Here is a 22,087-nt window from a genome sequence, read left to right as displayed (position 1 = left end):
ACGCCCCGCCGCCGCCTGCAAGCCGGATGCGCCGTCAGGCCGTCAACGCGCCTGGCTGGACATGCGCGGGGACATGGTGGAGCGAGAGCAGCGCCCGCCCCTGTCCAAGAGGCATCAACCGCACCGCAAGACGCGTGCCGTGGTCGAGCATCGCGCTTTCGGCAAAGGCCGACACGGCCCCGGCCCGGATCCGGTCCTCGACGCTTTGCCAGAGCGTCGCGCGCGGAAAACGGGTGCGGCAGATGGCCAGCAGATCGGGCAGCGCGAGGCCCGTGCGCGCCTCGGGGGCGAGGCGTGTCAGCAAGGCGAAGCGGCGGTTGCAGAACAGCAGCGCGCCATCCCTCGCCAGCACGGCCACAGCTTCTTCTACGCGGTCCAGCGCGGCCTGTCTGAGATCCAGGGCGATGCGCTGATCGCGGGTGACGGCCACCTCGTCAGAGATATCGGCAAAGAGAAAGGCAACGGCACCGTTGGGGTGTGGCCGCCCTGTGACACGATAGGTTCTTCCGTTCACGAGGCTCCAGACGTCCTGATACTGGCCGTCATCGGCGGCGCGGATCATTGCGTCGATCTGTGTGCGCCAGTTCGCATAGTTCCTTGGCTCGGGCATGACCTGCCGATCGCGCAGCGTGTCGAAAAAGTCGAGGATACCGGGGCGCGCGCTGAGAAACACGGGATCGAGGCCGGTCAGATCGACGAGCGCCGGGTTGAACATCGCCAACGATCTGTTGCGATCAAAGATCGCAAGACCGGTGGGCAGGTCTGCAAAGGTCTTGCCAAGTGTGCGGATGAAATCGCGCTGGGCCTGCTCGGCAAGAACGCTGGCGGTGACGTCGCGGGCATAGTGGATCTGGCCGTGGTTCTGCGTCTCGATGGTCATGTCATACCAGCGTGACGGCGATTCGAGAGCGATGCGCCCCGGAACGGTGGCAGCAAGAAGCTCTGCGCGGTCAGGCGCTGACAGGGTGCTTGCGGCCCGGTTTTCGCACCGTATGCGCCCCGAGGGATCGCGCAGCCACATCGGCAGGGGCGCGGCCATGAGGGCGGCGCCCTGCTGCGTGGCCTCGGACAGGCGATGAAGCAGGTCGTGGCGCGCAACGGCGCAGGTTTCGGGATCCGACAGGGTGACGCGCAGGGTTGCACCCTGCAAGACGAGCGCAAGGCGGGCGGCACCATCTTGCAGGGTTTTCCCGTTCTCGACGGTCTCGGGCAGGTCAAAGCGCGGGGCAAGCCAGCGGCGAAAACGGAGCCAGTCGCTTTCATCCGCGTCTTGCGGCTCCGGCAGGGTGAACTCAGCCACATCGGTATCGACAAGCGCACCATCGCGAAAAAGAAAGTGTCTCGTGGTTCCCGGTTCCATCGGCGCAGGATGTGCACGGCGGTCAGGCATCAGCCCCGAGATCCAGACCACCACCAGCGAGAGCACGAGAGCGATCCCGATGAGAACCGTGAAATCGAGCGCCGTCATATCCGCCATTCTGCCTCTCCACCTCTGTCCGCCCGTTAGCGTGGGGTAAAGTGGTTAAGGGGCGATTAACGTCGTCCGGGCGGTTTACCCGGAAATCGGACGGTTCTCGCCAAGGCTGGGGATATCGGACACCTCCAGCACCGCGCGCGGCCAGCTCACCTCGACCAGTGCACCGACAGTATCTGCCCCGTTGGCAAAGGTCAGATTGGCCCCCGACCGTTCCAGAAGCGTCTTGGCGATGAACAGGCCAAGCCCCATCCCCTCGTAGCCTGGCCGTCGCGAATCGGGGGCGGGCGCGCGGCGGCGGATGAACGGTTCACCGATGCGCCCGATCATGTCGGGGGGAAAGCCGCGCCCGTCATCCATGATCCGCAGCGTGATGTGGTCCTTGGTCCAGCGGGTCTCGACCGAGACGGTCGTGCATGCGAAATCGACGGCGTTCTGCACGAGGTTGCGCAGCCCGTGGATGATCTCGGGACGGCGCAGCACGGTGGGCTGCGTCATCGGATCGGCCTTGCCGCCGTGATCGAAGCGGATGTCCTTGCCGCGCCCGATATGCGGCTCGGCAGCTTCCTCCACCAGCGCGGTCAGCGGCGCGCGGCGCAAGTGCAGATCGTCCTTTCCGGCGCGGCCCATGGAGCGCAGGATATCGCGGCAGCGATCCGCCTGCGCCCGGATCAGGAGCGCATCCTCGCGCAGGTCGGGGCGGTCGGCCAGTTCCTCGGCCAGTTCGGCGCTGGTCAGCTTGATTGTGGCGAGCGGCGTGCCCAGCTCATGCGCCGCTGCCGCCACCACGCCGCCCAGATCGGTCAGTTTCTGCTCGCGCGCGAGGGCCATCTGCGTGGCCTGGAGCGCGTCAGACATGGCGCGTATTTCCTGCACGATCCTGCGGGAATAGACCCCGAGAAACACCACCGCAATGACGATGGCCACCCAGTTGCCAAAGCGGAATATGTCGGGAACCTGAAGAATGAATCCGTCCTCGGTGCGCAGCGGCAGGTAGAATTGCATCAGCAGCGTCACGATTATGATTGCCACGACCCCGAGGAAAAGCGTCGCCCGCCCCGAGAGCGCCGATGCCGAAACCGTGACCGGCCCGACGATGAGGATCGAGAACGGATTGTGCATCCCGCCGGTCAGATACAGTAGAAGCCCCAGTTGCAGCATGTCGAACAGCACCACCAGAAGTGCGTCTTGCTCGGACAGGCGCTTGGTTTCGGAAAAGACGAAACTGGCGACAAGGTTCGAGGCGACCGAAACGCCGATCACCAGAAAACAAAGCCCGATTTCAAGGTCGAGCTTGTAGATCCGATCTGCGGCCAGAAGCGCGCTGGCCTGTCCGGCGATGGCCCACCAGCGCAACAGAATGAGGGTTCTGAGCCGGATCAGCTGCGTATTGACGCTGGGCGTGATCGGATCGGGGGAAATATCGGTCATCGGCGCGCCTTGGTCCCGTTGTGTCTGGAGCAGGAGGTGTTACATACAGCTTGCACTCAGACCGAGGGGAGGCAAGCCATTCCGATGACCCGGATGTTCGCCATAGCCGCAGCCGTGATCGTTGTTGCCGTTCTTGGCGCGACCTATGCAATGACCATAAGCCGCGCGCCCGAGGATCGCTTTGCCCAATGCCGCGCTTCGAGCGTGGCCGGGGGAAGCGCGCAGATCGGCGGGTCGTTCGAGCTTATCAGCGAGACTGGCGAGACCGTAACCGACGCGCAGGTCATCGACCAGCCGACGCTGATCTATTTCGGTTATACCTTTTGTCCCGACGTCTGCCCGATGGATGCCGCGCGCAATGCCGAGGCGGTCGATCTTCTGGAAGACAAGGGCCGGATCGTGAAGCCGGTCTTCATCTCGATCGACCCACAGCGCGACACACCCGAGGTGCTGGCGGAATGGACCGGTTACCTGCACCCGCGGATGCTTGGCCTGACCGGCAGCGAAGAGCAGGTGCGCGCCGCAAGTCGCGCCTATCGCACCTATTTCAAGGCGCACGACCCCAAGCAGGGCGAGGGCGACTTTTATCTCGTGGATCATACGACGATGAGCTATCTGACGTTGCCCGAACACGGCTTTGTCGAGTTTTTCCGCCGCGATGAGACGCCGGAACAGGTGGCGGAGCGGGTGCAGTGTTATCTTGACGCCGCCAAGTGACGTGATTGTTTTGACGCGGGAAAATCAAAGGGCTAGAACCTTTGGCACGGATACGCGCAAGGGGAGGTCCGCGATGACCGAGGAACCGCTCGATATCGGCGAGGACAAGTCGCTTCTGCTGGTCGATGACGACGAGGCTTTTCTGAAACGGTTGGCCAAGGCGATGGAGAAGCGGGGCTTTGAGGTCGAGACTGCGGGATCGGTGGCCGCCGGACGCGCGATTGCGACGGCTCGCCCACCCGCCTATGCGGTCTGTGATCTGCGGTTGGAGGATGGCAACGGGCTCGACGTGGTCGAGGCGATCCGCGACAAGCGCCCCGACGCCCGCATCGTCGTGCTCACCGGCTATGGGGCGATCGCCACGGCGGTCGCGGCAGTCAAGATCGGGGCGACGGATTACCTGTCCAAGCCCGCCGACGCCATGGATATCACCAATGCGCTTTTATCGAATGGCTCCGACCTGCCGCCGCCGCCCGAAAATCCGATGAGCGCGGATCGGGTGCGGTGGGAGCATATCCAGCGGGTCTATGAGCTTTGCGATCGCAACGTGTCCGAGACGGCGCGGCGGCTCAACATGCATCGGCGAACCTTGCAGCGGATCCTGGCGAAACGCTCGCCTAAGTGAGGGGCTTGTCCGATTGTTGCGTTACACGTAACAATTCCATGAATCTTAATGATTTGTTCGGGATGAGGGTTGTATTAACCTGTCTCGAATAGTGTGTGGCGCAGAAAATTGCGCGGAGGCGGAGCAGGGTGGGAATTTGGCAGTCATACCGGATGCGGCTTCGGCGCAAACGGGCCAAGGTTCGCGCGTTTCGCAAGCATTTCTCACTGCGCCCGGTGGCAGACCGCACGGGCGACATCCGGCCCGGCGATGTGCTGCTGTTCTCGACATTGCGCGACGAGTATGTGCGCCTGCCCTATTTCCTTCAGTATTACCGCGACCTTGGCATCGGGCATTTCCTGATCGTGGACAATGACAGCAGCGATGGCGGCACCGACTATCTTGCGCGTCAACCCGATGTCTCGCTCTGGACCACCAAGGCAAGTTACAAGCGGGCGCGTTTCGGCGTGGACTGGCTCAACTGGTTGCAGGGGCGATACGGGCACGGGCACTGGACGCTGGTGGTCGATCCAGACGAGTTCTTCATCTACCCGTTCTGCGACACGCGCCCCATCCGCGCGCTGACCGACTGGCTCGATAGTAGCGCCGTCAGGAGCTTTGGCGCGATGCTGCTCGACATGTATCCCAAGGGGCGCATCGATGCGGCGCCCTATCGCGCCGGGCAGGATCCGCTTGAGATTGCCGCCTGGTTCGATCCCGGCAATTACATGATCAGGAAGAACAGGCTTTATGGCAATCTCTGGATCCAGGGCGGGCCGCGTGCGCGGGTGTTTTTCGCCGACAACCCGAAGAAGGCGCCCGCGCTGAACAAGACACCGCTGGTGCGATGGGACCGGCGCTATGCCTATGACAGCTCGACCCATATGCTGTTGCCACGGGGTCTTAACCTGACCTACGACGAGTGGGGCGGCGAGAGGGCAAGCGGCATTCTGCTCCATGCCAAGTTTCTAGACAGGTTCACCGCCAAGGCGGAGGAGGAGTTGATCCGCCGACAGCATTATGCGGGCAGCGTCGAATACAGGGCCTATGCTGCCCATGCGCGCGACAATCCCGAACTTTGGTGCAAATGGTCGGAAAAATATATAAACTGGCGGCAATTAGAGATCCTTGGCCTGATGTCCAAGGGCAACTGGGCCTGAGGCGGGGAGCGGCGCGGACATGAGCCTTGGCATCGTCATGCTGGTTCACACCGCCTTTGGCAGGGCCGAACAGGTGGCGCGGCATTGGGCGGCCTCGGGGTGCCCGCTGGTGATTCATGTGGATCGCGCGGTGCCGCGAAAGGCGTATGACGCCTTTGTCAGATCGCTGTCGGACCTGCCTGACCTGCGCTTTGCCAAACGGCACCGCTGCGAGTGGGGAATGTGGGGGCTTGTGGCGGCGACGCAGAACGCCTCCGAGATCATGCTGCGCGAGTTCCCAGAGGTGCGCCACGTCTATCTCGCCTCCGGGTCGTGCCTGCCGCTGCGCCCGGTGCAGGAATTGATCGACTATCTCGCTGCGCGCCCGCATACCGATTTCATCGAGAGCGCGACCACCGCCGACGTGCCCTGGACAATCGGCGGGCTGGATCAGGAACGCTTTACCCTGCGATTTCCGTTCTCCTGGCGCAAGCATCGCTTTCTCTTTGACAAATACGTGGCGCTGCAACGGCTTGTGCGGCTTCGGCGGCGCATGCCGAACGGCATCCTGCCCCATATGGGAAGCCAGTGGTGGTGCCTGACGCGTCAAACCCTTTCCGCGATTCTCCAAGATCCCGAGCGCGCCACCTACGAGCGGTATTTCTCGAAGGTCTGGATCCCTGACGAGAGCTATTTCCAGACGCTCGCCCGGCAATATTCCCGCCAGATAGAGAGCCGGTCGCTGACGCTGTCGAAATTCGACTATCAGGGCAAGCCGCATATCTTCTACGACGACCATCTTCAGCTTTTGCGGCGGTCGGATTGTTTTGTTGCGCGCAAGATCTGGCCCCATGCCAACCGGCTTTACGAGGCGTTCCTGACCGATCAGGCGGGGGCGATGAAGCGGACCGAGCCGAACCCCGGCAAGATCGACCGCATCTTTGCCAAGGCGGTCGAACGGCGCACGTGCGGGCGGCCGGGCCTCTACATGCAGAGCCGTTTTCCGGTGGAGGGGCGCGAGAATGGGCTGACCTGTGCGCCCTATTCCGTTTTCGAGGGGTTCAGCGATCTGTTCGAGAACTTCGAGTCGTGGCTGGCGCGGATGACCGCGATGCGCGTTCATGGCCATATCTTCGCGCCCGAGCGAGTCGAGTTCGCCGATGGCCAGACCATCATGGCCGGCGCGCTTTCCGATAGCGCGGCGCTGCGTGACTACAACCCGCGCGCCTTTCTCGCCAGCCTGATCTGGAACACGCGCGGCGAACGGCAATGCTTTCAGCTTGGCCCCAAGGATATGTTTCAGGCGGTGGAATGGGACATCGTGAAGGATCCGAACGCGCAGATCTCGGTGATCTCCGGAGCATGGGCCGTGCCGCTGTTTCAGTCCAATGCAAATTTTGCCGATATCCGGTGCGAGGCGGCGCGTCTGCAACAGATCGAGGCGCAGCATCTCAAGGTGCTGCGGTCGCAATGGGTGCGGGCAAAAGTGCGGATCTGGACCATGGCGGAATTCATCGAATCGCCGATGGAGCCCTTGCAGGCGATCATCGACGAGATCGGCAAGGCCAATCCGCGCGGCCTTGCCGAGGTGCCGCGCATGACTGATCTGACCGGATTTGGCCAGTTTCTCCAGGTCCTCAAGAACCAGGGGATGCACCCCTATCTGATGGGTGATTTCAGCGCCGAGGCGGGATTGCACCATCCATCCGACGGCCAGCGCAAGCCGTATCTGGTGCGGTAGGCGGCATGGAGTCACGGTTCGATTATTTCGTGATCTTCGCGGAAATGCGCACGGGGTCCAATTTTCTGGAAACCAACCTCAATGCCTTTGGCGGGATCACATGTCATGGCGAGGCGTTCAACCCGCATTTCATCGGCTACCCCAACCGCACCGAAATCCTTGGTCTGACGCAGGCGCAGCGTGACGAGGATCCCGCGCGCCTTATCGGGGCGATCAAGGCGCAGACGGCGGGCATCGGCGGGTTTCGCTATTTCCACGATCACGATCCGCGCGTGCTCGATCTGGTGATCGACGATCCGCGCTGCGCCAAGATCGTGCTGACGCGCAATCCGATCGACAGCTATGTTTCCTGGAAGATCGCGCAGGCGACCGGGCAATGGAAGCTGACCAACGTCAAGCGGCGGCGCGACAGCACGGTGATCTTTGACGAAACCGAGTTCGAAACCCACCTGGCCGCGTTGCAGGCGTTTCAACTGCTTTTGCTGAACCGGCTTCAGACCTGCGGGCAGACGGCGTTCTATGTCCATTACGATGATCTGCAAAGCGTTGAGGTCATGAACGGGATGGCGCGCTATCTGGGCTGCGAGGCGCGGCTAGAGTCGCTTGACGCTTCGCTCAAGCCGCAGAATCCCGAGCCGTTGGAAAGCAAGGTCGAGAATTTCGAGGCGATGGCGCGGGCGCTGACGCGGCAGGACAGGCTCGACCTCTCGCGCAGCCCGAATTTCGAGCCAAGGCGCGGCGCGATGGTGCCGGGTTTCGTCGCTGCCGCGCGCGCGCCGTTGCTCTACATGCCGGTGCGCTCGGGGCCGGAAGCCGAGGTGCGCGCCTGGCTGGCGGCGCTTGATGGTGTGCCGGAGAACACCTTGCCCACCAAGCTCAACCAGGGCGCGTTGCGACAATGGATGCGGCGCAAGCCGGGGCATCGCCGCTTTACCGTTCTACGCCACCCGGTCGCACGCGCCCATGCGGCGTTCTGCGACAAGGTTCTGATCAAGGGGCCGGGCTGTTACCGTGACATCCGGCGCACGCTGCGGCAGGCCTACAAGCTGCCGATTCCCGGGGGCTGGCCGGACGAGGGTTATGATCTGGCGGCGCACCGGGCGGCCTTCGTGGCCTTTCTGACGTTTCTCAAGGCCAATCTGGCGGGGCAGACGGCGCTGCGGGTCGATGCGCATTGGGCGACACAGGCGGCGCTCATTGAAGGTATGGCGCAGTTTGGCGCACCTGACGTGATCCTGCGCGAAAACGAGATGGGCCCGTGGCTCGGGGCACTGGCGCAGCAGGCGGGCTATGCCAAACCGCCCGCACCGCCAAAGCCCCCGGCGCAACAGCCGTTCGATCTGGCTGCGATCTACGATGACGAAATCGAGCAGATGACGCGCGCGGTCTATCTGCGCGATTATCTGCTGTTCGGATTTCGCAACTGGCGCTGAATCTGGTCAGGCGGCCTGTGCCGCCTGCGCTGCGGTCACGATGGTGTAGAGCGTGGCCGAATCACTGTTGGCGCGAAGCTTGGCACAAAGCGACGGCTCGCGCAGGGTGCGCGAGACCAGCGCCAAAGCCTTGAGATGCTCAACCCCGGCATCGAGCGGGGCAAAGAGGCCAAAGGCGATATCAACCGGCTGACGGTCCACCGCCTCGAACTCGATCGGCTTGTCGAGCACGACCAGAACGCCCACCACCTGCTCAAGCCCGTCAAGCCGAGCATGGGGCAGGGCGACGCCATGCCCCACACCCGTCGGCCCCAGGCTTTCGCGTTCAAGCAGGGCCTCGACGGCTGCGGAATGCGGCACGTCATAGGCCGCTTCCACGAGCGCGCCCAGCTCGTTCATCAGGCGTTTCTTGCTGGTGACGCCGGACAAGGCACGCACCGCCTCGGGTTTGAGGAGCATGGTCAAATCCATTTGCTGTGTCGTCTTGACCGGCGCGCGCGCCGGTCACCTCCGATCAGGGGTCAATCCAGCCGATATTGCCGTCTTCGCGGCGATACACGACATTGACCGTTTCCTTGCCTTCCTTGCGAAACACCAGAACGGGTGCGCCTGCCAACTCCATCTGCATTACCGCCTCTCCGACCGAGAGCGAAGGAATCCTTGTCTCGATCTCGGCGACGATGATTGGTTGCAGGCTGTCGGGCTCCGAATCTGTGTCTTCTTCACTCGCGGCGAGGATATAGGAGGATGCGCCAAAGAGTTCAACCGGCTCTGCGCGGTCGCGGTGATGGTCCTTGAGGCGGCGCTTATAGCGGCGAAGCTGCTTTTCCATCTTCTCGGCACAGGCATCGAAGGCGGCGTAGATCTCGTGGGCCTTGGCGCGCGCCTGCGCCGTCAGCCCGGTGGAAAGATGCACGACCGCCTCGCATGAGAATTCGCTCGCGCTCCTGGAAAAGGTGACTTGCGCGGCGGTCGGGCGCTCGGCGTATTTTGCCACGACGATGCCAAGCTGATCCTTGACATGGGTTTGCAGGGCCTCGCCGATATCGATCTGCTTTCCGCTGATTTGATAGCGCATCTTGCCTCCTTCACTTGACATACCGGGGGCGTAACGGCCCTCAAGGGCCGCGGTCAAACCCGGCTTTTGATGCTGGTAACAGACAGGTGTTGATACTCTCCAAATCCCGCCGCTCGGCGCGGGCGCGGTCCGGAATTCGGGGCACGATCACCACTTGTCATGCTCCAATTGACGCCCGTTCCAGACGATTTGTCAATGCGATTTGCGTTGTGCGCGCCCGCCTTGTCAGGAAATTCGAAAGCTGTCGCCAAGATAAACCCGGCGCACATTCTCGTTCGCGACCACATCGCGCGGCGAGCCGGACATGAGCACCTTTCCGTCGTGCAGAATATAGGCACGATCCACGATTTCGAGGGTTTCGCGCACGTTGTGATCGGTGATCAGCACGCCGATGCCACGCTTTTTCAGATCGGCGACAAGATGCCGGATATCCCCGACCGAGATCGGATCGACCCCGGCAAAGGGTTCGTCCAGCAGGAGATAGCGCGGATTCGCCGCAAGGCAGCGCGCGATCTCTACCCGACGCCGCTCCCCGCCAGAGAGCGCCATGGCCGGCGCGCGGCGCAGGTGCTCGATGGAGAATTCCGACAGAAGCTGCTCCAGCCGCTCGCGCCGCCGTGCGCGCTTGGGCTCGGCGATGTCGAGAATCGCCATGATGTTGTCCTCGACAGAAAGGCCGCGAAAGATCGACATTTCCTGAGGCAGATAGCCGATGCCAAGCTTGGCGCGGCGATACATCGGCAGGTTGCTGACGTCGCGCCCGTCGATATAGATATGTCCGCCCTCGGGATAGATCAGCCCGGCGATGGCGTAGAATGTAGTGGTCTTTCCCGAGCCGTTTGGACCCAGAAGCGCCACCACCTCGCCCTGATCGAGATGCAGCGAGACATCGCGGATCACGATCTTTTTCTTGTAGCTCTTGCGCAGGTTCACGATCCGCAGGCCCGCGGTCTCGTTGCTGTGTGCGAGGGTTAGGGCGGGTTTGCTCACTGGCCGGCCTGTGGTCTCAGGATGGTGCGCACGCGGCCCGTCACCTGTGCCGTGCCCGCATTGGTGTCCACGATCACGGTATCGCCCGAAATCGCGCTGCTGCCCTGCACGAGCAGCACCTCGCCGTGAAGTTCGATCATGCCGGTGCCAAGATTATAGGCCGCGTTCTGCGCCTCGGCGGCATCCTCGCCGCTGGAGAGCGTCACGCCGCCCGAGGCTTCGAGCGTCTCTATTCCGCTGCGGTCCGGCAGATAGACCACCCGCACGCGGGGCGCGGCCAGCCGCATCTCGCCCTGCGCGATCACCACGCTGCCGGTGAAAAGCGCGGAATTGTCGTTCTGATCGACGCTGAGCGCGTCCGATGTCACCTCGACCGGCAGCCCGCGATCCTGCGTTCCTTGACCAAAGGACAACGCTGCGACCTGCGCTGATGCCAGAACCGGCAGGCAGGAAAACACAATAACGGCCACAAACCTGATGACGGCGCTCACTGATCTTTTTCCTCGAATGTTCGGGGTTGGTATATCAGCACCACCCCCCCGGTGAAAAGCACTTCGGCGGTGTCGGTCTCGGCGTTGTGATGCAAGAGCATCTTGCCGGCATCGAGCGACCCGATTGGCCCGGTCGCCCGCACCGCGCCTGCGCTCTCGGCATGGAGCACGTCAAGCCGCGCATCGAGCCTGTCGGTGTCGATCACATAACCTGTCGTTGTGGTGATCCGCACCCCGCCAAGCAGCGCCGCGGTCATCGCCCCCTGATCAAGCCGCGCTTCGTCCGAGCGCAGGTTGAACACGGTTCCCCCGCTCAGCCGCATCTCGCCGCGCACCTGATCGGCGCTCAGGCGTTCTTGCGTGTCGCGGTCGGGGCGGGCCATGTCGGCGGCTATGGTAACCTCGTCGCCCCCGACGGTCATGCCGGCGAAACTCGGGTTGGTCACACCCATCTCTTGCGCGCGCCGCTCAAGGTCAATCTCGGCCAGCGGCACCGATTTCGAGGGATCGATCGTGCGCGAGATCAGGAACAGCGTGGACAAAAGCCCGAGCGCGGCCAGCGGCAGCAGGATCTTCGCCCCCGCGATGATTCGCGAATAGGTATTGTCCGCGCGCGCCATCGCTCAATGCGCGAAAATGTCGATCTCGGGCCAGCCCCCCAGATCAAGACGCGCGCGCATGGGCAGAAAGTCGAAGCACGCCTGCGCAAGATCAGTGCGCCCCTCGCGGGCAAGCATCGCGTCGAGCCGGTCGCGCAGGGCATGGAGATAGAGCACGTCGGAGGCGGCGTAATCGAGCTGCGCCGCGCTGAGGGCATCAGCGCCCCAGTCCGAGCTTTGCTGCTGCTTGGAAATGTCCACGCCAAGAAGTTCCTGCAACAGGTATTTCAGCCCGTGCCGATCGGTATAGGTGCGGATCAGCTTGGATGCGATCTTGGTGCAATAGACGGGGGCCGCGAGCGCGCCGAAGGCGTGGTACATGGCGGCGATGTCGAAGCGTCCGAAATGGAACAGCTTTAGCACGTCCGCATCGGTCAGAAGCCGCTCAAGATTGGGCGCGCTGGTCTGCCCCCTGGCCACCTGCACCAGATGCGCGTTGCCGTCCCCGCCCGAAAGCTGCACCACGCAGAGCCGGTCGCGCATCGGGTTGAGGCCCATCGTCTCGCAGTCAATCGCGACGACAGGGCCAAGATCAAGCCCGTCTGGCAGATCGTTCTGGTAAAGCTGGTTTGCCATGGGGTGCTTTCTCGCCCGGATCGGGGCGGCATCGAGGAATTAATACCAACGCTGCTTAGGCGCTTTCGGCTTCTGTCTCAAGCCGGATATGGGCGGGAAAGCGGTGGAAATCCAGTCTTGCGGCCCCCCATGCGGCTTGCGGTCGCGACGCGGCTCGGCCACAACATGCCGGGAACAGGAGAGGAGCCCGCCATGAGCCGCCCCGAGACACAGCCCCCCCGCGCCGCCGATCACCTTGCACGGCGGCTTTACGAGGCGGGGTGCCGCCATGCGTTCGGGATGCCGGGGGGAGAGGTTCTGACGGTGATGGACGCGCTGGCGCGGGCGGGGATCGCGGTGACATTGGCCCGGCACGAGAACGCCGCCGCCTTTATGGCCGAGGGGGTCTGGCACCGCACCGGCGCGCCGGGGATTCTGGTGGCGACGCTGGGGCCGGGGGTGCTCAACGGTGTCAACGCCATCGCCAATGCGCATCAGGACCGGGTGCCGCTCATTGTGCTGTCGGGCTGTGTCGATGCCGATGAGGGGCTGACCTATACCCATCAGATCCTCGATCACGAGGCGGTGCTTGCACCGATCACCAAGGCCACATTCCGCCTGACCGCGCAAAGCGCCGACATCATCGCCGACAAGGCCATCGGCATCGCCACCGAGGGCCGCCCCGGCCCGGTGCATATCGACGTGCCGATTTCGGTGGCCGATATGCGCGTGACGCTGCCGCGCCTGCGCCGCCGTCCCGATGCCGTGCCGATGCAGCCCGCTGCCCCACTGGCCGCCCGCGATTGGCTGGCGGCGGCCGAGCGCCCGGTGATGATCGTGGGCCTTGATGCGGTCAATGAGGGGGCGAGCGCCGCCATCCTCGAGGCCGCCGAATGCGTGGGCATCCCCGTCATCACCACCTACAAGGCCAAGGGGATCATCCCCGAAACCCACCCTCTCTGCCTTGGTGGTGCGGGTCTCTCGCCCTTGGCTGACGGTATTCTTGTGCCGCTGGTGCAGCAGGCCGATCTGATCCTCTGTGTCGGCTATGACCCGATCGAGATGCGCCCCGGCTGGCGCGAGATCTGGGACCCGGCAGAGGTCAAGGTGATCGACATCGCCGCCGTGCCCAATGACCACTACATGCATCAGGCGACATTGAATATCGTGGGGGCCTGTGCGCCCTCACTGGCCGCGCTTACCGCGGGCGTCACCCCCCGCGCCACTTGGGCAGGGGGCGAGGTGGCCGCGGCGCGCGGCGCACTTGCCCGCGCCTTTCCCACCGATGACGATTGGGGCGCGGCAGGGGTGATCGCCGAGACGCGGCAAGTGCTGCCCAACGATACCATCGCCACCGTCGATAGCGGCGCGCATCGCATTCTTCTGTCGCAGATGTGGACGAGCCATATCCCCCGCGCCCTGCTGCAATCCACCGCCCTTTGCACCATGGGCTGTGCCGTGCCGCTGGCGATGGGGGCGAAACTTGCCACGCCCGAGGCCACCGTCGTCAGCTTTTCCGGCGATGCCGGGTTCCTGATGGTGGCGGGGGAGTTGTCCACCGTGGCGGAGTTGAACCTGCCGGTGATCTTTGTTGTCTTTGTCGATGCCAGCCTTGCGCTGATCGAAAAGAAACAGCGCGAGCGGCAGATGGTCAATCTCGCGGTGGATTTTGGCCATCATGATTTCGCCGCCATCGGGCGCGCCTTTGGTGGCCATGGCGTGCGCGTGACAAACCGTGCCGAGTTGCGCGCAGCCCTTGAGGCGGCGCAAGAGGCTGACACCTTTACCGTCATCGCCGCCGAGATCGACCGCGGCTGTTATGACAACCGTATCTGAGGAGGCGCCCATGCCCGGCCCGCTTGATGGTCTTGTCGTTCTCGATCTGAGCCGGATCCTTGCCGGTCCGACCTGCACCCAGCTTCTTGGCGATCTGGGGGCCGAGGTGATCAAGATTGAGAGCCTAGAGGGGGATGACACGCGTGGATGGGGGCCGCCCTTTGCTTTGGATGCCGAGGGCAAGCCCACCGACCTGTCGGCCTATTTCATGTCCTCCAATCGCAACAAGAAATCCGTGGCCGTCGATCTGACCGACCCGGAGGTGCAAAAGGTGTTGCACGCGCTGGCGGGGCGCGCCGATGTGGTGATCGAGAATTTCAAACCGGGCGGTTTGCGCAAATACGGACTTGATCACGAAACGCTCTGCGCCGCCTATCCCGGCCTCGTCTATTGCTCGATTTCCGGTTTCGGCCAGACCGGGCCGAACCGCGAAAAGCCGGGCTATGACCTGATGGCGCAAGGTTTTGCCGGGATCATGTCGATCACCGGAGAGGCGGGGCGGGAACCGATGAAGGTGGGCGTGGGTGTGGGGGATATCGTTTGCGGCCTCTACGCCGCCACGGGCATTCTCGCCGCGCTGCGTTACCGCGACGCCACCGGCGAGGGGCAGCATATCGACATCGCGCTTGTCGATGCCACCATGGCCTGGCTGGTCAATCAGGGGCTGAATTATCTGACCACCGGAATATCGCCCACCCGCGCCGGCAATGCCCATCCCAATATCGTGCCCTATCAGGTCTTTGCCACATCCGACGGTTACGTGATCGTGGCGGTGGGCAATGACAGCCAGTATGCCCGGTTTTGTGACTATCTGGGGCGGCCCGACTGGGCCAGCGATCCGCGCTTTGCGACCAATACCGCGCGGCTTGCCAACCGCAAGACCCTGGTGCCGATGATCGCCGAGGCGCTGACGACCCACACCATGCAGGACGTGATTGGCGGCCTGGAGGCGCGCAAGGTGCCGGTGGGTCCGGTCAACACGATCGAGCAGGCGCTGGAGAGCGATCAGGCGCAGGCGCGCGGCATGACCGTCACCTTGCCCGCGCCGCAGACCGCCACGCGCGAGGTGCGCCTTATCGGTAACCCGCTCAAATTCTCGCGCACGCCGGTTAGCTATCGCTTGGCGCCGCCCTCGGTGGGGGCTGATACCGATGCGGTGCTGGGGCCGCTCAAGGATAGGTTGTAACCTTTGCTCGCGCTGTCGTGATTTGCCGCGACTCGGGCCAGACCTTAGCCCTCCGGTGTCAACTGGAGGGTTGTTCATGCAACGATTTCTGAAACTTCTTGCCGTTCTCACGCTTTTCGCCGGCAGTGCCCAGGCGCTCGAGCCACGCGAGGGCTGGGTAATCCTGAAAAGCGGGCAATCCTTTGAGGAACTGGTGAAATCCGTCAACACCGTCGTGGAAACCAGCGAGATCCGCATCGTCAATCAGGCGAGCGCCTCGGCGGGGGCCAAGATGCAGGGCATCACCATTCCCGGCAACCGCGTCTTTGGCCTTTACCGAAACGACTATGCGCGCCGGATGCTCGACGCCAGCATCGCCGCCGGGATCGAAGCGCCGATCATGCTCTATGCCACGGAAAATGCCGACGGCACATCGACGCTGGCCTACAAGACCCCTAGCCACGTCTTTGCCCCCTATTTCGACGAAGGGGGTGATGCGCTGCGCGATCTGGCCGCCGAACTTGACGGTGTGTTCGAGGCCGTCGCCAAGGCCGCTGTCGCGGACTGAGCGGTGGGAAATGCGCAAAGACCCGCTCATCTTGAGCGGGTCTTTGCGTATTACAGATCGCCTTAGTATTGAGCGCCGCGTTTCAAGCCGTCACATTCCTCACCAACGGGATAACGTATTGGTGAAGACCTGCCTGCCCTTGTTGCTGGCATCATAGATTGCGGGCTAGCTGAAACAGATTTACTGCCGAAAAGGAACCTCGGGCCATGCGTAATGATCAATTCGGGTATGAAACCTCGCTCTCTTTGCCCGAGGCCGTGCTGGCCTGGGATCGGATGGTGCTGGCGTTTCTGGCCCATTCCGCCGCGACGCCCGACCACCTCGGCAAGGTTCTGAGCGTTGAGCCGGGCTTTGCCATGGCGCATGCCACCAAGGGCCTTTTCTGCATGATGCTGGGCCGCAGCGAAATGGTCGAGACTGCACGCGCCGCCCATGAGGCGGCGCTTTTGTGTGCCAAGGAAGGTGCGCCGACGGTTCGCGAAATGGGTTATGTACGCGCGCTCGGTGCCTGGCTCGACGGGCGGCCCACCGAGACCGTGCGAGAGATGGAGGCGATTCTTACACGCTGGCCCGAGGATGCACTGGCTATGAAGGTGAGCCACGCCACCCGTTTCATCCTGGGCGACAACAAGGGAATGCGCGCCTCGATCGAGGCGTTGTTGCCGACTTATGACGCCAAGAACCCGGCGCGCGGCTATCTCTTTGGCTGTCATGCCTTTGCGCTGGAAGAGACCGGCGATTATGGCCGCGCCGAGACGGCGGGGCGTCTGGGCCTGAGCCTTGCCGCCGACGATGCCTGGGGGTTGCACGCGGTGGCGCATGTGTTCGACATGACCTGCAATTCACGCGCGGGGTTGAGCTGGCTTGAAGGGCGCGAGGCAGCCTGGACGCATTGCAACAATTTCCGATACCATGTGTGGTGGCACAAGGCGCTGATGCATCTCGATCAAGGTGAGATCGACGCCGTGTTCCACCTTTATGATACCGAGATGCGCCGCGACCACACCGACGATTTCCGCGATATTTCAAACGGCGCATCGCTTCTGTCGCGGCTCGAACTGGAAGGGATCGACGTTGGCGACCGCTGGGAGGAGATGGCCGAGATCTGCGAGCGCAGGACCGAGGACGCCTGTCTGATCTTTGCCGATCTCCACTATCTGCTGGCGCTCATCGGCGGCAAGCGCGAAACCGCGATCCGGCGGCTGATGGCACGGCTGCAGAATGACGCCAAGCGCACCGGTTCCTCGGACATGATGGCCCGGATGGCAAATCCCGGCCTGTCGGCGGCGACGGGCCTTGAGGCCTTTGGCGAGGGCGATTACAAGACGGCTTTTCTCAACCTGGGACGGGCACGCCATTCCATGCAACTCGCCGGCGGAAGCCATGCGCAACGCGACGTGTTCGAGCGTCTGACCATCGACGCGGCGATTCGTAGCGGTTTTCTCGACGAGGCCAGATCCATCCTCGATGAGCGCAGCGCACGCCGCGCCGGCAGGCTCGACCGTTACGCCAGCACCCGCCTCGATCTGATCGAGGAGGCGCGCGGCGACTGGTCCGAGGCGGGGCGTCTTCCGGCTGAGTAAGCCCGCGACACAATTAGCAAGGAGCCGACACCGCGATGACGAGTGTTGCCGATCCGGCCATGGTCCATAGTCAAACGCAAGAATCGGTTGCCGCGCCCGTGGCGAGCACCCGCGATATCCGGCTGGATTTCTTTCGTGGGCTGGCGATGTTCATCATCCTTGCCGCCCACACCCCGCGCAATTTCTTCACAAGCTGGATTCCGGCGCGCTGGGGCTTTTCGGATGCGACCGAGATCTTCGTGTTCTGCTCGGGTATGGCCTCTGCCATCGCCTTTGGGCGCACATTCGACCGGGCGGGTTGGCGGCTTGGCACCTCGCGGGTGGGTTACCGCGTCTGGCAGGTTTATTGGGCGCATATCGCGCTGTTCTTTGCCACCGCGGCCCTGCTCGCGTCCTTCGACCATTTCGGCGAGTTCGACAGAACCTATATCGGCACCCTCAACCTGTGGAAGTTCTTTGCAGAACCGGGGCCGCAGCTTGTGGGGTTGTTCACCCTCACCTATGTGCCGAACTATTTCGACATCCTGCCGATGTATATGGTCATCCTCGTGATGATGCCGGTAATGATGGCGCTCAGCCGGGTAAGCGTCTGGGCCGTGTTCGGTGCGATGGGGCTGATCTGGCTATTCGCGCAGCGCGCAGTGCTGGAGCCGCTTGGCCTGATCGACTGGCACCTTGGTTTTCCGGCCGAGCCGTGGTCGGAGCGCAAGTGGTTCTTCAACCCGTTCGGCTGGCAACTGATTTTCTTCACCGGTTTCGCCTTCATGCGCGGCTGGCTACCGAAACCGCCGGTGAATGCCTGGCTGATCGGGCTGGCGGCGTTCATCGTTCTCGCCAACATTCCGCTGTCCAATATCGGCGTGCGCGAATTCGGGTTCGACTGGGCGCGCGAGTGGCGGATCGGGAATCGCGGCCTTTTCAACAAGTCCGATTTCGGCATCCTGCGCTATGTGCATTTCCTGAGCCTTGCCTATCTGTGCTGGGCGGCGGCTGGCGATGGCGGCGCGCGGCTCAAGGCCGTCGGAACCGGGATCATCGCGCGGCTCTGGTCGGGGCTTCTGGCGATGATCCTCAAGGTCGGGCAGCAGTCGCTGGCGGTGTTCGTCTTCTCGATGTTCTTCGCCCGGCTCTCGGGGTTCGTGATGGACCAGATCGGGCGCAATACCTGGAACATGACGCTGGCCAACCTTGTGGGCTTCGGCGCGCTGATCGTGGTGGCCTATGTGGCGGCATGGTTCAAGGGCCACCCATGGAGGGCGACAAAATGATCAGGCGCGAGGTTCTGAAAGGGCTTGGTGCGCTGGCGCTGTGGCCGGGGACGGTGCAGGCCGCCGAGGGCGTGGCGTTTTCCGAGACGATGCTCGACGCGCTTGCGCGGGACGTGGCGGCCAGGCCCTATGCCAAGCGCCCGCTGGTGCCGCAGCGCTGGCGCGAGCTGACCTATGACCAGTATCGCGCGATCCGCTATGATACGTCGCGCGCCTTCTGGGCGGGGAGCGATACGACGCTTGAATTCGATCTCTTCCCGCCGGGGCTCTATTTTCCGCATTCGGTCGAGGTCAACATGGTCGAGGACGGCATGGCGCGGCGCGTGCCCTTTGACCTGTCGCTTTACGAAAAGCACGAGATCGTGCCGACCGATCTGCCCATCGACGACCGGCTTGGCTATTCCGGTGTGCGGCTTCGGGCCGAGATCGCCAAACCGGGTTTCTTTCAGGAATATGCCGTTTTTCAGGGCGCGAGTTATTTTCGCGTGATCCCGCGCCATCTGGTCTATGGGCTCTCGGCGCGGGGGCTGGCCGTCAATACCGCTGCACCCGAAGGCGAGGAGTTCCCTGATTTCACCCGGTTCTGGGTTGAGAAACCTGCCCCCGGAGCGCGCCTGCATCGCATCCACGCACTGATGGAAAGCCCCTCGGTCACGGGCATGTATCATTTCACGCTCGATCCCTATGGCGATTCTGCCGATGTCGATGTGCGCTGCACGCTCTGGCCGCGGGCGGACCTTGCCAATGTGGGTATCGCGCCGCTGACCTCGATGTTCTATTTCGACGCCAAGAATCGAGATCGATTCAACGATTTCCGCCCTGCCGTGCATGACAGCGACGGGCTTACGATCCTCAACGGCAATGGAGAGATGCTGTGGCGGCCTTTGGGCAATCCGCGCCATCTTCAGGTGTCGAGCTTTGTTGACAGCAACCCGCAGGGTTTTGGCCTTGCGCAACGCTCTCGGCGTTATTCGGATTTCCACGATCTCGAGGCGAAATATCACCTCCGCCCCGGTCTCTGGATCACCCCCGGCGAGAATTGGGGGCGCGGCGCGGTGACGCTTGTGGAAATCCCCACTGACAAGGAAATTTTCGACAATATCGTGGCCTATTGGCGCCCGCGAGAGCCGCTGGCGGCAGGCAGTGAGCACGCATTCACCTATCGCATGGACTGGACGGGCGAGATCGTCGAGAAGAAGCCCGTGGCGCGGGTGCTGCAAACCCGGATCGGGCGCGGCTTTCCACACAACAAGCGGCAGCTTGTGACCATCGACTTTGCCCGCCATGACGCCCTGCCCGAGGATTACGACGATCTGGTGATTTACGTGAATTCCGCAAGGTTGGATACGTCTCAGGGTCTCATTCAGCGCAATCCCGAGACCGGCGGGCCGCGCCTTGCCTTTTCCTTTGATCCCGGTGACGTGCAGGTGGCCGAAATCCGTGCGCAGCTTTTCCACGAGGGGCGCGGCGTTACCGAGGTATGGCTGTACCGATGGACCGCGTAACCGCCTTTCCCGGCGCGGGGCACATGCCGCCGCTTGCGCCCCTGAGCCACCCGGTTCAACGGCTGAACCTCTCTGTTCGTGACCCGAACGCGCCGGCCTGGCAGCCCGCGCCGCGATTCTGGTGGCGGCGGGCGGCGGCCTTTGTTCCGGCGGTGCTGACCACCGGCGTGCTGGCTCGGATCTTTGCAGACTGGCTGTCCGATGGCGGCATGTGGTGGCTCGAATGGGTGCTACTGGCACTGGTCACGCTCACCTTCTTCTGGATCGCGCTTTCTGTCGGCACGGCAACGTTGGGCCTTGTCTGTCACTTGATGCGCCGACACACACGCGGGCACGTGATTGCGCCGCTGAATGTGGCGCTTCTGGTGCCGATCTATAACGAGGACACCGCAGAGGTATTCGGCAATGCCTTCGCGATGGTGATGGCGCTGCGCGAGAGCAAATCGGCGCACCGGTTTGAGTTGTTCATTCTCAGCGACACGCAGGATGCCGGGATTGCCCTTGCCGAATGCCGCGCCTTCGAGACGCTGCGCGCTGCGCTGCCCCCTGATCTGCGCGTCTGGTATCGCCGACGCGCCCGCAATACCGAACGCAAGGTGGGCAATATCAGGGACTGGATCACGGGCTGGGGCGCGGCGCATGAGGCCATGCTGGTGCTTGACGCCGACAGCCTGATGAGCGCCGAGGCGATCACTGCCCTTGCCGACGAGATGGCCGCCGACCCGACAGCGGGCCTTGTTCAATCCGCGCCAATGGTGATCGGGTCCGACACGCTTTTTGGTCGGATGCAGCAGTTTTCCGCCGCCGTCTATGGCACGTTGCTGAGCGAGGGACTGGCGGGCTGGACCGGGACGGAAGGCAATTACTGGGGCCATAACGCGATCATCCGCACCCGCGCTTTTGCCGATTGTGCCGGGCTGCCCCGGATGCCGTCTTTCTCGGGGACGGGAGGGCTGATCCTCAGCCATGATTTCGTTGAGGCGGGGCTTTTGCGGCGCGCCGGCTGGGCGGTGCGCTTTGTCCCCCACATCACCGGCAGCTACGAGGAGCCGCCCGCGACGCTCATCGACTATGCCCTGCGCGATCGGCGTTGGTGTCACGGAAATCTGCAACACCTGCGCCTTCTGGGCGCGCGCGGCTTTCACGCCGTCTCGCGGTTTCATCTTTTTCATGGCGCGATGAGCTATCTGCTTTCGCCTGCCTGGTTCGGCCTTCTGGTGATCTGGGCGCTTCTGGGCAACGGGCCGGATAGTGTGATCACCTATTTTTCAATGGAGAACCCGCTTTATCCCGTGTGGCCAGAGATGAGCCGCGTCAACTCGGTGCTGATCCTCGTGTTCATGTATGGGATGCTGCTTGCGCCCAAGTTGATGGGCGCGATGGCGCTTGGCCTTGGCGAGGTGCGCATCGCGCGGTTTGGTGGGGCGGCGCGGTTTGGGCTGTCGCTGGTTGTGGAAATCTTGCTCTCGATCCTGTTTGCGCCGATCATGATGGTGCAGCAGATGGTGGCGGTGCTGCGCACGATCGTCGGTATTCGCCCGATCTGGTCGCCGCAGGCGCGCAAGGGCGGCGATTACAACCTTGCCACGGTGGCCATGTTCCACGCGCTGGAAACGGTGAGCGGTGCGCTTCTGGTCATGGGCATGGCGGCAGGTGTCGTCTCGCTCTGGCTGTTGCCGATCGCGGTGAGCCTTGTGGCGGCGGTGCCGCTCTCGATGCTGTCCGGGCGGCGGATGGGGACGCTCATGGCCACGCCAGAGATGATCGAGCCGCCTGCGATCCTGCAACTCGCGCGGCGTCACCGCGAGATGTTTCGCGCGGCGGAAACACCGCCTCTTGCGGCCGAATAG

General features: G+C 63.2%; 20 protein-coding genes. 12 read left to right on the top strand and 8 right to left on the bottom strand.

Annotation, left to right across the window (positions count from 1 at the left end; translation table 11 throughout):
• Positions 1-34: 34 nt before the first annotated feature.
• Entirely contained in the window at positions 35-1,477 is a 1,443-nt protein-coding gene (locus KAK09_RS07925; RefSeq protein WP_210878396.1) for a PAS-domain containing protein, read from the bottom strand.
• A gap of 75 nt (positions 1,478-1,552) precedes the next feature.
• Positions 1,553-2,905: a sensor histidine kinase RegB gene (regB, locus tag KAK09_RS07920; protein ID WP_210878395.1), complete on the bottom strand. Its 1,353-nt coding sequence runs from the start codon at positions 2,903-2,905 to the stop codon at positions 1,553-1,555.
• Between the two features lie 84 nt (positions 2,906-2,989).
• Between regB and KAK09_RS07915 the strand changes: the two genes are divergently transcribed.
• From KAK09_RS07915 to KAK09_RS07895, 5 genes are all read left to right on the top strand, one after another.
• Positions 2,990-3,622, top strand: coding sequence for an SCO family protein (locus KAK09_RS07915; RefSeq protein ID WP_210878394.1), 633 nt, complete (start codon positions 2,990-2,992; stop codon positions 3,620-3,622).
• Positions 3,623-3,695: 73 nt separating this feature from the next.
• The gene (locus KAK09_RS07910; protein ID WP_210878393.1) at positions 3,696-4,247 is read left to right on the top strand and encodes an ActR/PrrA/RegA family redox response regulator transcription factor; all 552 of its coding nucleotides are present in this window, start codon (positions 3,696-3,698) and stop codon (positions 4,245-4,247) included.
• Positions 4,248-4,399: 152 nt separating this feature from the next.
• Entirely contained in the window at positions 4,400-5,386 is a 987-nt protein-coding gene (locus KAK09_RS07905; RefSeq protein ID WP_210878392.1) for a glycosyltransferase family 2 protein, read from the top strand.
• A 19-nt stretch (positions 5,387-5,405) separates the two neighbouring features.
• Positions 5,406-7,106, top strand: a complete 1,701-nt coding sequence (locus tag KAK09_RS07900; RefSeq protein WP_210878391.1) for a DUF5927 domain-containing protein — start codon at positions 5,406-5,408, stop codon at positions 7,104-7,106.
• Between the two features lie 5 nt (positions 7,107-7,111).
• Positions 7,112-8,539, top strand: a complete 1,428-nt coding sequence (locus KAK09_RS07895) for a sulfotransferase family 2 domain-containing protein (protein WP_210878390.1) — start codon at positions 7,112-7,114, stop codon at positions 8,537-8,539.
• 6 nt (positions 8,540-8,545) lie between these two features.
• Here KAK09_RS07895 and KAK09_RS07890 read toward each other — a convergent pair whose 3' ends face one another.
• The 6 genes from KAK09_RS07890 to KAK09_RS07865 all read right to left on the bottom strand — a co-directional run bounded on the left by KAK09_RS07890 (position 8,546) and on the right by KAK09_RS07865 (position 12,333).
• Complete coding sequence (locus KAK09_RS07890; RefSeq protein ID WP_210878389.1) at positions 8,546-9,010, bottom strand: PTS sugar transporter subunit IIA; 465 nt, start codon at positions 9,008-9,010, stop codon at positions 8,546-8,548.
• 43 nt (positions 9,011-9,053) lie between these two features.
• Positions 9,054-9,617, bottom strand: coding sequence for a ribosome hibernation-promoting factor, HPF/YfiA family (gene hpf / locus KAK09_RS07885; protein ID WP_210878388.1), 564 nt, complete (start codon positions 9,615-9,617; stop codon positions 9,054-9,056).
• A 225-nt stretch (positions 9,618-9,842) separates the two neighbouring features.
• Complete coding sequence (gene lptB / locus KAK09_RS07880) at positions 9,843-10,607, bottom strand: LPS export ABC transporter ATP-binding protein (RefSeq protein WP_210878387.1); 765 nt, start codon at positions 10,605-10,607, stop codon at positions 9,843-9,845.
• The gene (gene lptA, locus KAK09_RS07875; RefSeq protein ID WP_210878386.1) at positions 10,604-11,098 is read right to left on the bottom strand and encodes a lipopolysaccharide transport periplasmic protein LptA; all 495 of its coding nucleotides are present in this window, start codon (positions 11,096-11,098) and stop codon (positions 10,604-10,606) included. The genes lptB and lptA overlap by 4 nt, the downstream gene beginning before the upstream one ends.
• Positions 11,095-11,718 carry a hypothetical protein gene (locus KAK09_RS07870; RefSeq protein WP_210878385.1) on the bottom strand — a complete coding sequence of 208 codons (624 nt, stop codon included), beginning with the start codon at positions 11,716-11,718 and terminating at the stop codon, positions 11,095-11,097. Before KAK09_RS07870 ends, lptA begins: the two co-directional genes overlap by 4 nt.
• Before the next feature lie 3 nt (positions 11,719-11,721).
• Positions 11,722-12,333: a ribonuclease D gene (locus KAK09_RS07865; protein ID WP_210878384.1), complete on the bottom strand. Its 612-nt coding sequence runs from the start codon at positions 12,331-12,333 to the stop codon at positions 11,722-11,724.
• 192 nt (positions 12,334-12,525) lie between these two features.
• On the opposite strand from KAK09_RS07865, the gene KAK09_RS07860 reads away from it, so the two are divergent.
• The 7 genes from KAK09_RS07860 (at position 12,526) to mdoH (ending at position 22,087) form a co-directional block, all read left to right on the top strand.
• The gene (locus KAK09_RS07860) at positions 12,526-14,148 is read left to right on the top strand and encodes a thiamine pyrophosphate-binding protein (protein ID WP_210878383.1); all 1,623 of its coding nucleotides are present in this window, start codon (positions 12,526-12,528) and stop codon (positions 14,146-14,148) included.
• 10 nt (positions 14,149-14,158) lie between these two features.
• Entirely contained in the window at positions 14,159-15,334 is a 1,176-nt protein-coding gene (locus KAK09_RS07855; protein ID WP_210878382.1) for a CaiB/BaiF CoA transferase family protein, read from the top strand.
• 76 nt (positions 15,335-15,410) lie between these two features.
• The gene (locus KAK09_RS07850; protein WP_210878381.1) at positions 15,411-15,881 is read left to right on the top strand and encodes a DUF302 domain-containing protein; all 471 of its coding nucleotides are present in this window, start codon (positions 15,411-15,413) and stop codon (positions 15,879-15,881) included.
• Between the two features lie 206 nt (positions 15,882-16,087).
• Complete coding sequence (locus KAK09_RS07845) at positions 16,088-17,464, top strand: tetratricopeptide repeat protein (protein ID WP_210878380.1); 1,377 nt, start codon at positions 16,088-16,090, stop codon at positions 17,462-17,464.
• Positions 17,465-17,499: 35 nt separating this feature from the next.
• A complete protein-coding gene (locus KAK09_RS07840; protein WP_210878379.1) occupies positions 17,500-18,732 on the top strand; it encodes an OpgC family protein in 1,233 nt (410 codons plus the stop codon).
• Positions 18,714-20,237, top strand: a complete 1,524-nt coding sequence (locus KAK09_RS07835) for an OpgD/OpgG family glucan biosynthesis protein (RefSeq protein WP_247651124.1) — start codon at positions 18,714-18,716, stop codon at positions 20,235-20,237. The genes KAK09_RS07840 and KAK09_RS07835 overlap by 19 nt, the downstream gene beginning before the upstream one ends.
• Entirely contained in the window at positions 20,225-22,087 is a 1,863-nt protein-coding gene (gene mdoH / locus KAK09_RS07830; RefSeq protein WP_210878378.1) for a glucans biosynthesis glucosyltransferase MdoH, read from the top strand. Before KAK09_RS07835 ends, mdoH begins: the two co-directional genes overlap by 13 nt.

It is taken from the genome of Roseovarius autotrophicus (assembly GCF_018069895.1).
Taxonomy (GTDB): Bacteria; Pseudomonadota; Alphaproteobacteria; order Rhodobacterales; family Rhodobacteraceae; genus Roseovarius; species Roseovarius autotrophicus.
This window is presented reverse-complemented; position numbering and strand designations above follow the sequence as displayed.

Bases quoted from the DNA above. Each gene is read 5' to 3' on its own strand.
- mdoH (WP_210878378.1), top strand. From the start codon at position 20,225: ATGGACCGCGTAACCGCCTTTCCCGGCGCGGGGCACATGCCGCCGCTT.
- KAK09_RS07915 (WP_210878394.1), top strand. From the start codon at position 2,990: ATGACCCGGATGTTCGCCATAGCCGCAGCCGTGATCGTTGTTGCCGTT.
- KAK09_RS07900 (WP_210878391.1), top strand. From the start codon at position 5,406: ATGAGCCTTGGCATCGTCATGCTGGTTCACACCGCCTTTGGCAGGGCC.
- KAK09_RS07905 (WP_210878392.1), top strand. From the start codon at position 4,400: ATGCGGCTTCGGCGCAAACGGGCCAAGGTTCGCGCGTTTCGCAAGCAT.
- KAK09_RS07840 (WP_210878379.1), top strand. From the start codon at position 17,500: ATGACGAGTGTTGCCGATCCGGCCATGGTCCATAGTCAAACGCAAGAA.
- KAK09_RS07850 (WP_210878381.1), top strand. From the start codon at position 15,411: ATGCAACGATTTCTGAAACTTCTTGCCGTTCTCACGCTTTTCGCCGGC.
- KAK09_RS07925 (WP_210878396.1), bottom strand. From the start codon at position 1,477: ATGGCGGATATGACGGCGCTCGATTTCACGGTTCTCATCGGGATCGCT.
- KAK09_RS07890 (WP_210878389.1), bottom strand. From the start codon at position 9,010: ATGGATTTGACCATGCTCCTCAAACCCGAGGCGGTGCGTGCCTTGTCC.
- hpf (WP_210878388.1), bottom strand. From the start codon at position 9,617: ATGCGCTATCAAATCAGCGGAAAGCAGATCGATATCGGCGAGGCCCTG.
- KAK09_RS07865 (WP_210878384.1), bottom strand. From the start codon at position 12,333: ATGGCAAACCAGCTTTACCAGAACGATCTGCCAGACGGGCTTGATCTT.
- KAK09_RS07835 (WP_247651124.1), top strand. From the start codon at position 18,714: ATGGAGGGCGACAAAATGATCAGGCGCGAGGTTCTGAAAGGGCTTGGT.
- KAK09_RS07895 (WP_210878390.1), top strand. From the start codon at position 7,112: ATGGAGTCACGGTTCGATTATTTCGTGATCTTCGCGGAAATGCGCACG.
- KAK09_RS07910 (WP_210878393.1), top strand. From the start codon at position 3,696: ATGACCGAGGAACCGCTCGATATCGGCGAGGACAAGTCGCTTCTGCTG.
- KAK09_RS07860 (WP_210878383.1), top strand. From the start codon at position 12,526: ATGAGCCGCCCCGAGACACAGCCCCCCCGCGCCGCCGATCACCTTGCA.
- KAK09_RS07855 (WP_210878382.1), top strand. From the start codon at position 14,159: ATGCCCGGCCCGCTTGATGGTCTTGTCGTTCTCGATCTGAGCCGGATC.
- regB (WP_210878395.1), bottom strand. From the start codon at position 2,905: ATGACCGATATTTCCCCCGATCCGATCACGCCCAGCGTCAATACGCAG.
- KAK09_RS07870 (WP_210878385.1), bottom strand. From the start codon at position 11,718: ATGGCGCGCGCGGACAATACCTATTCGCGAATCATCGCGGGGGCGAAG.
- KAK09_RS07845 (WP_210878380.1), top strand. From the start codon at position 16,088: ATGCGTAATGATCAATTCGGGTATGAAACCTCGCTCTCTTTGCCCGAG.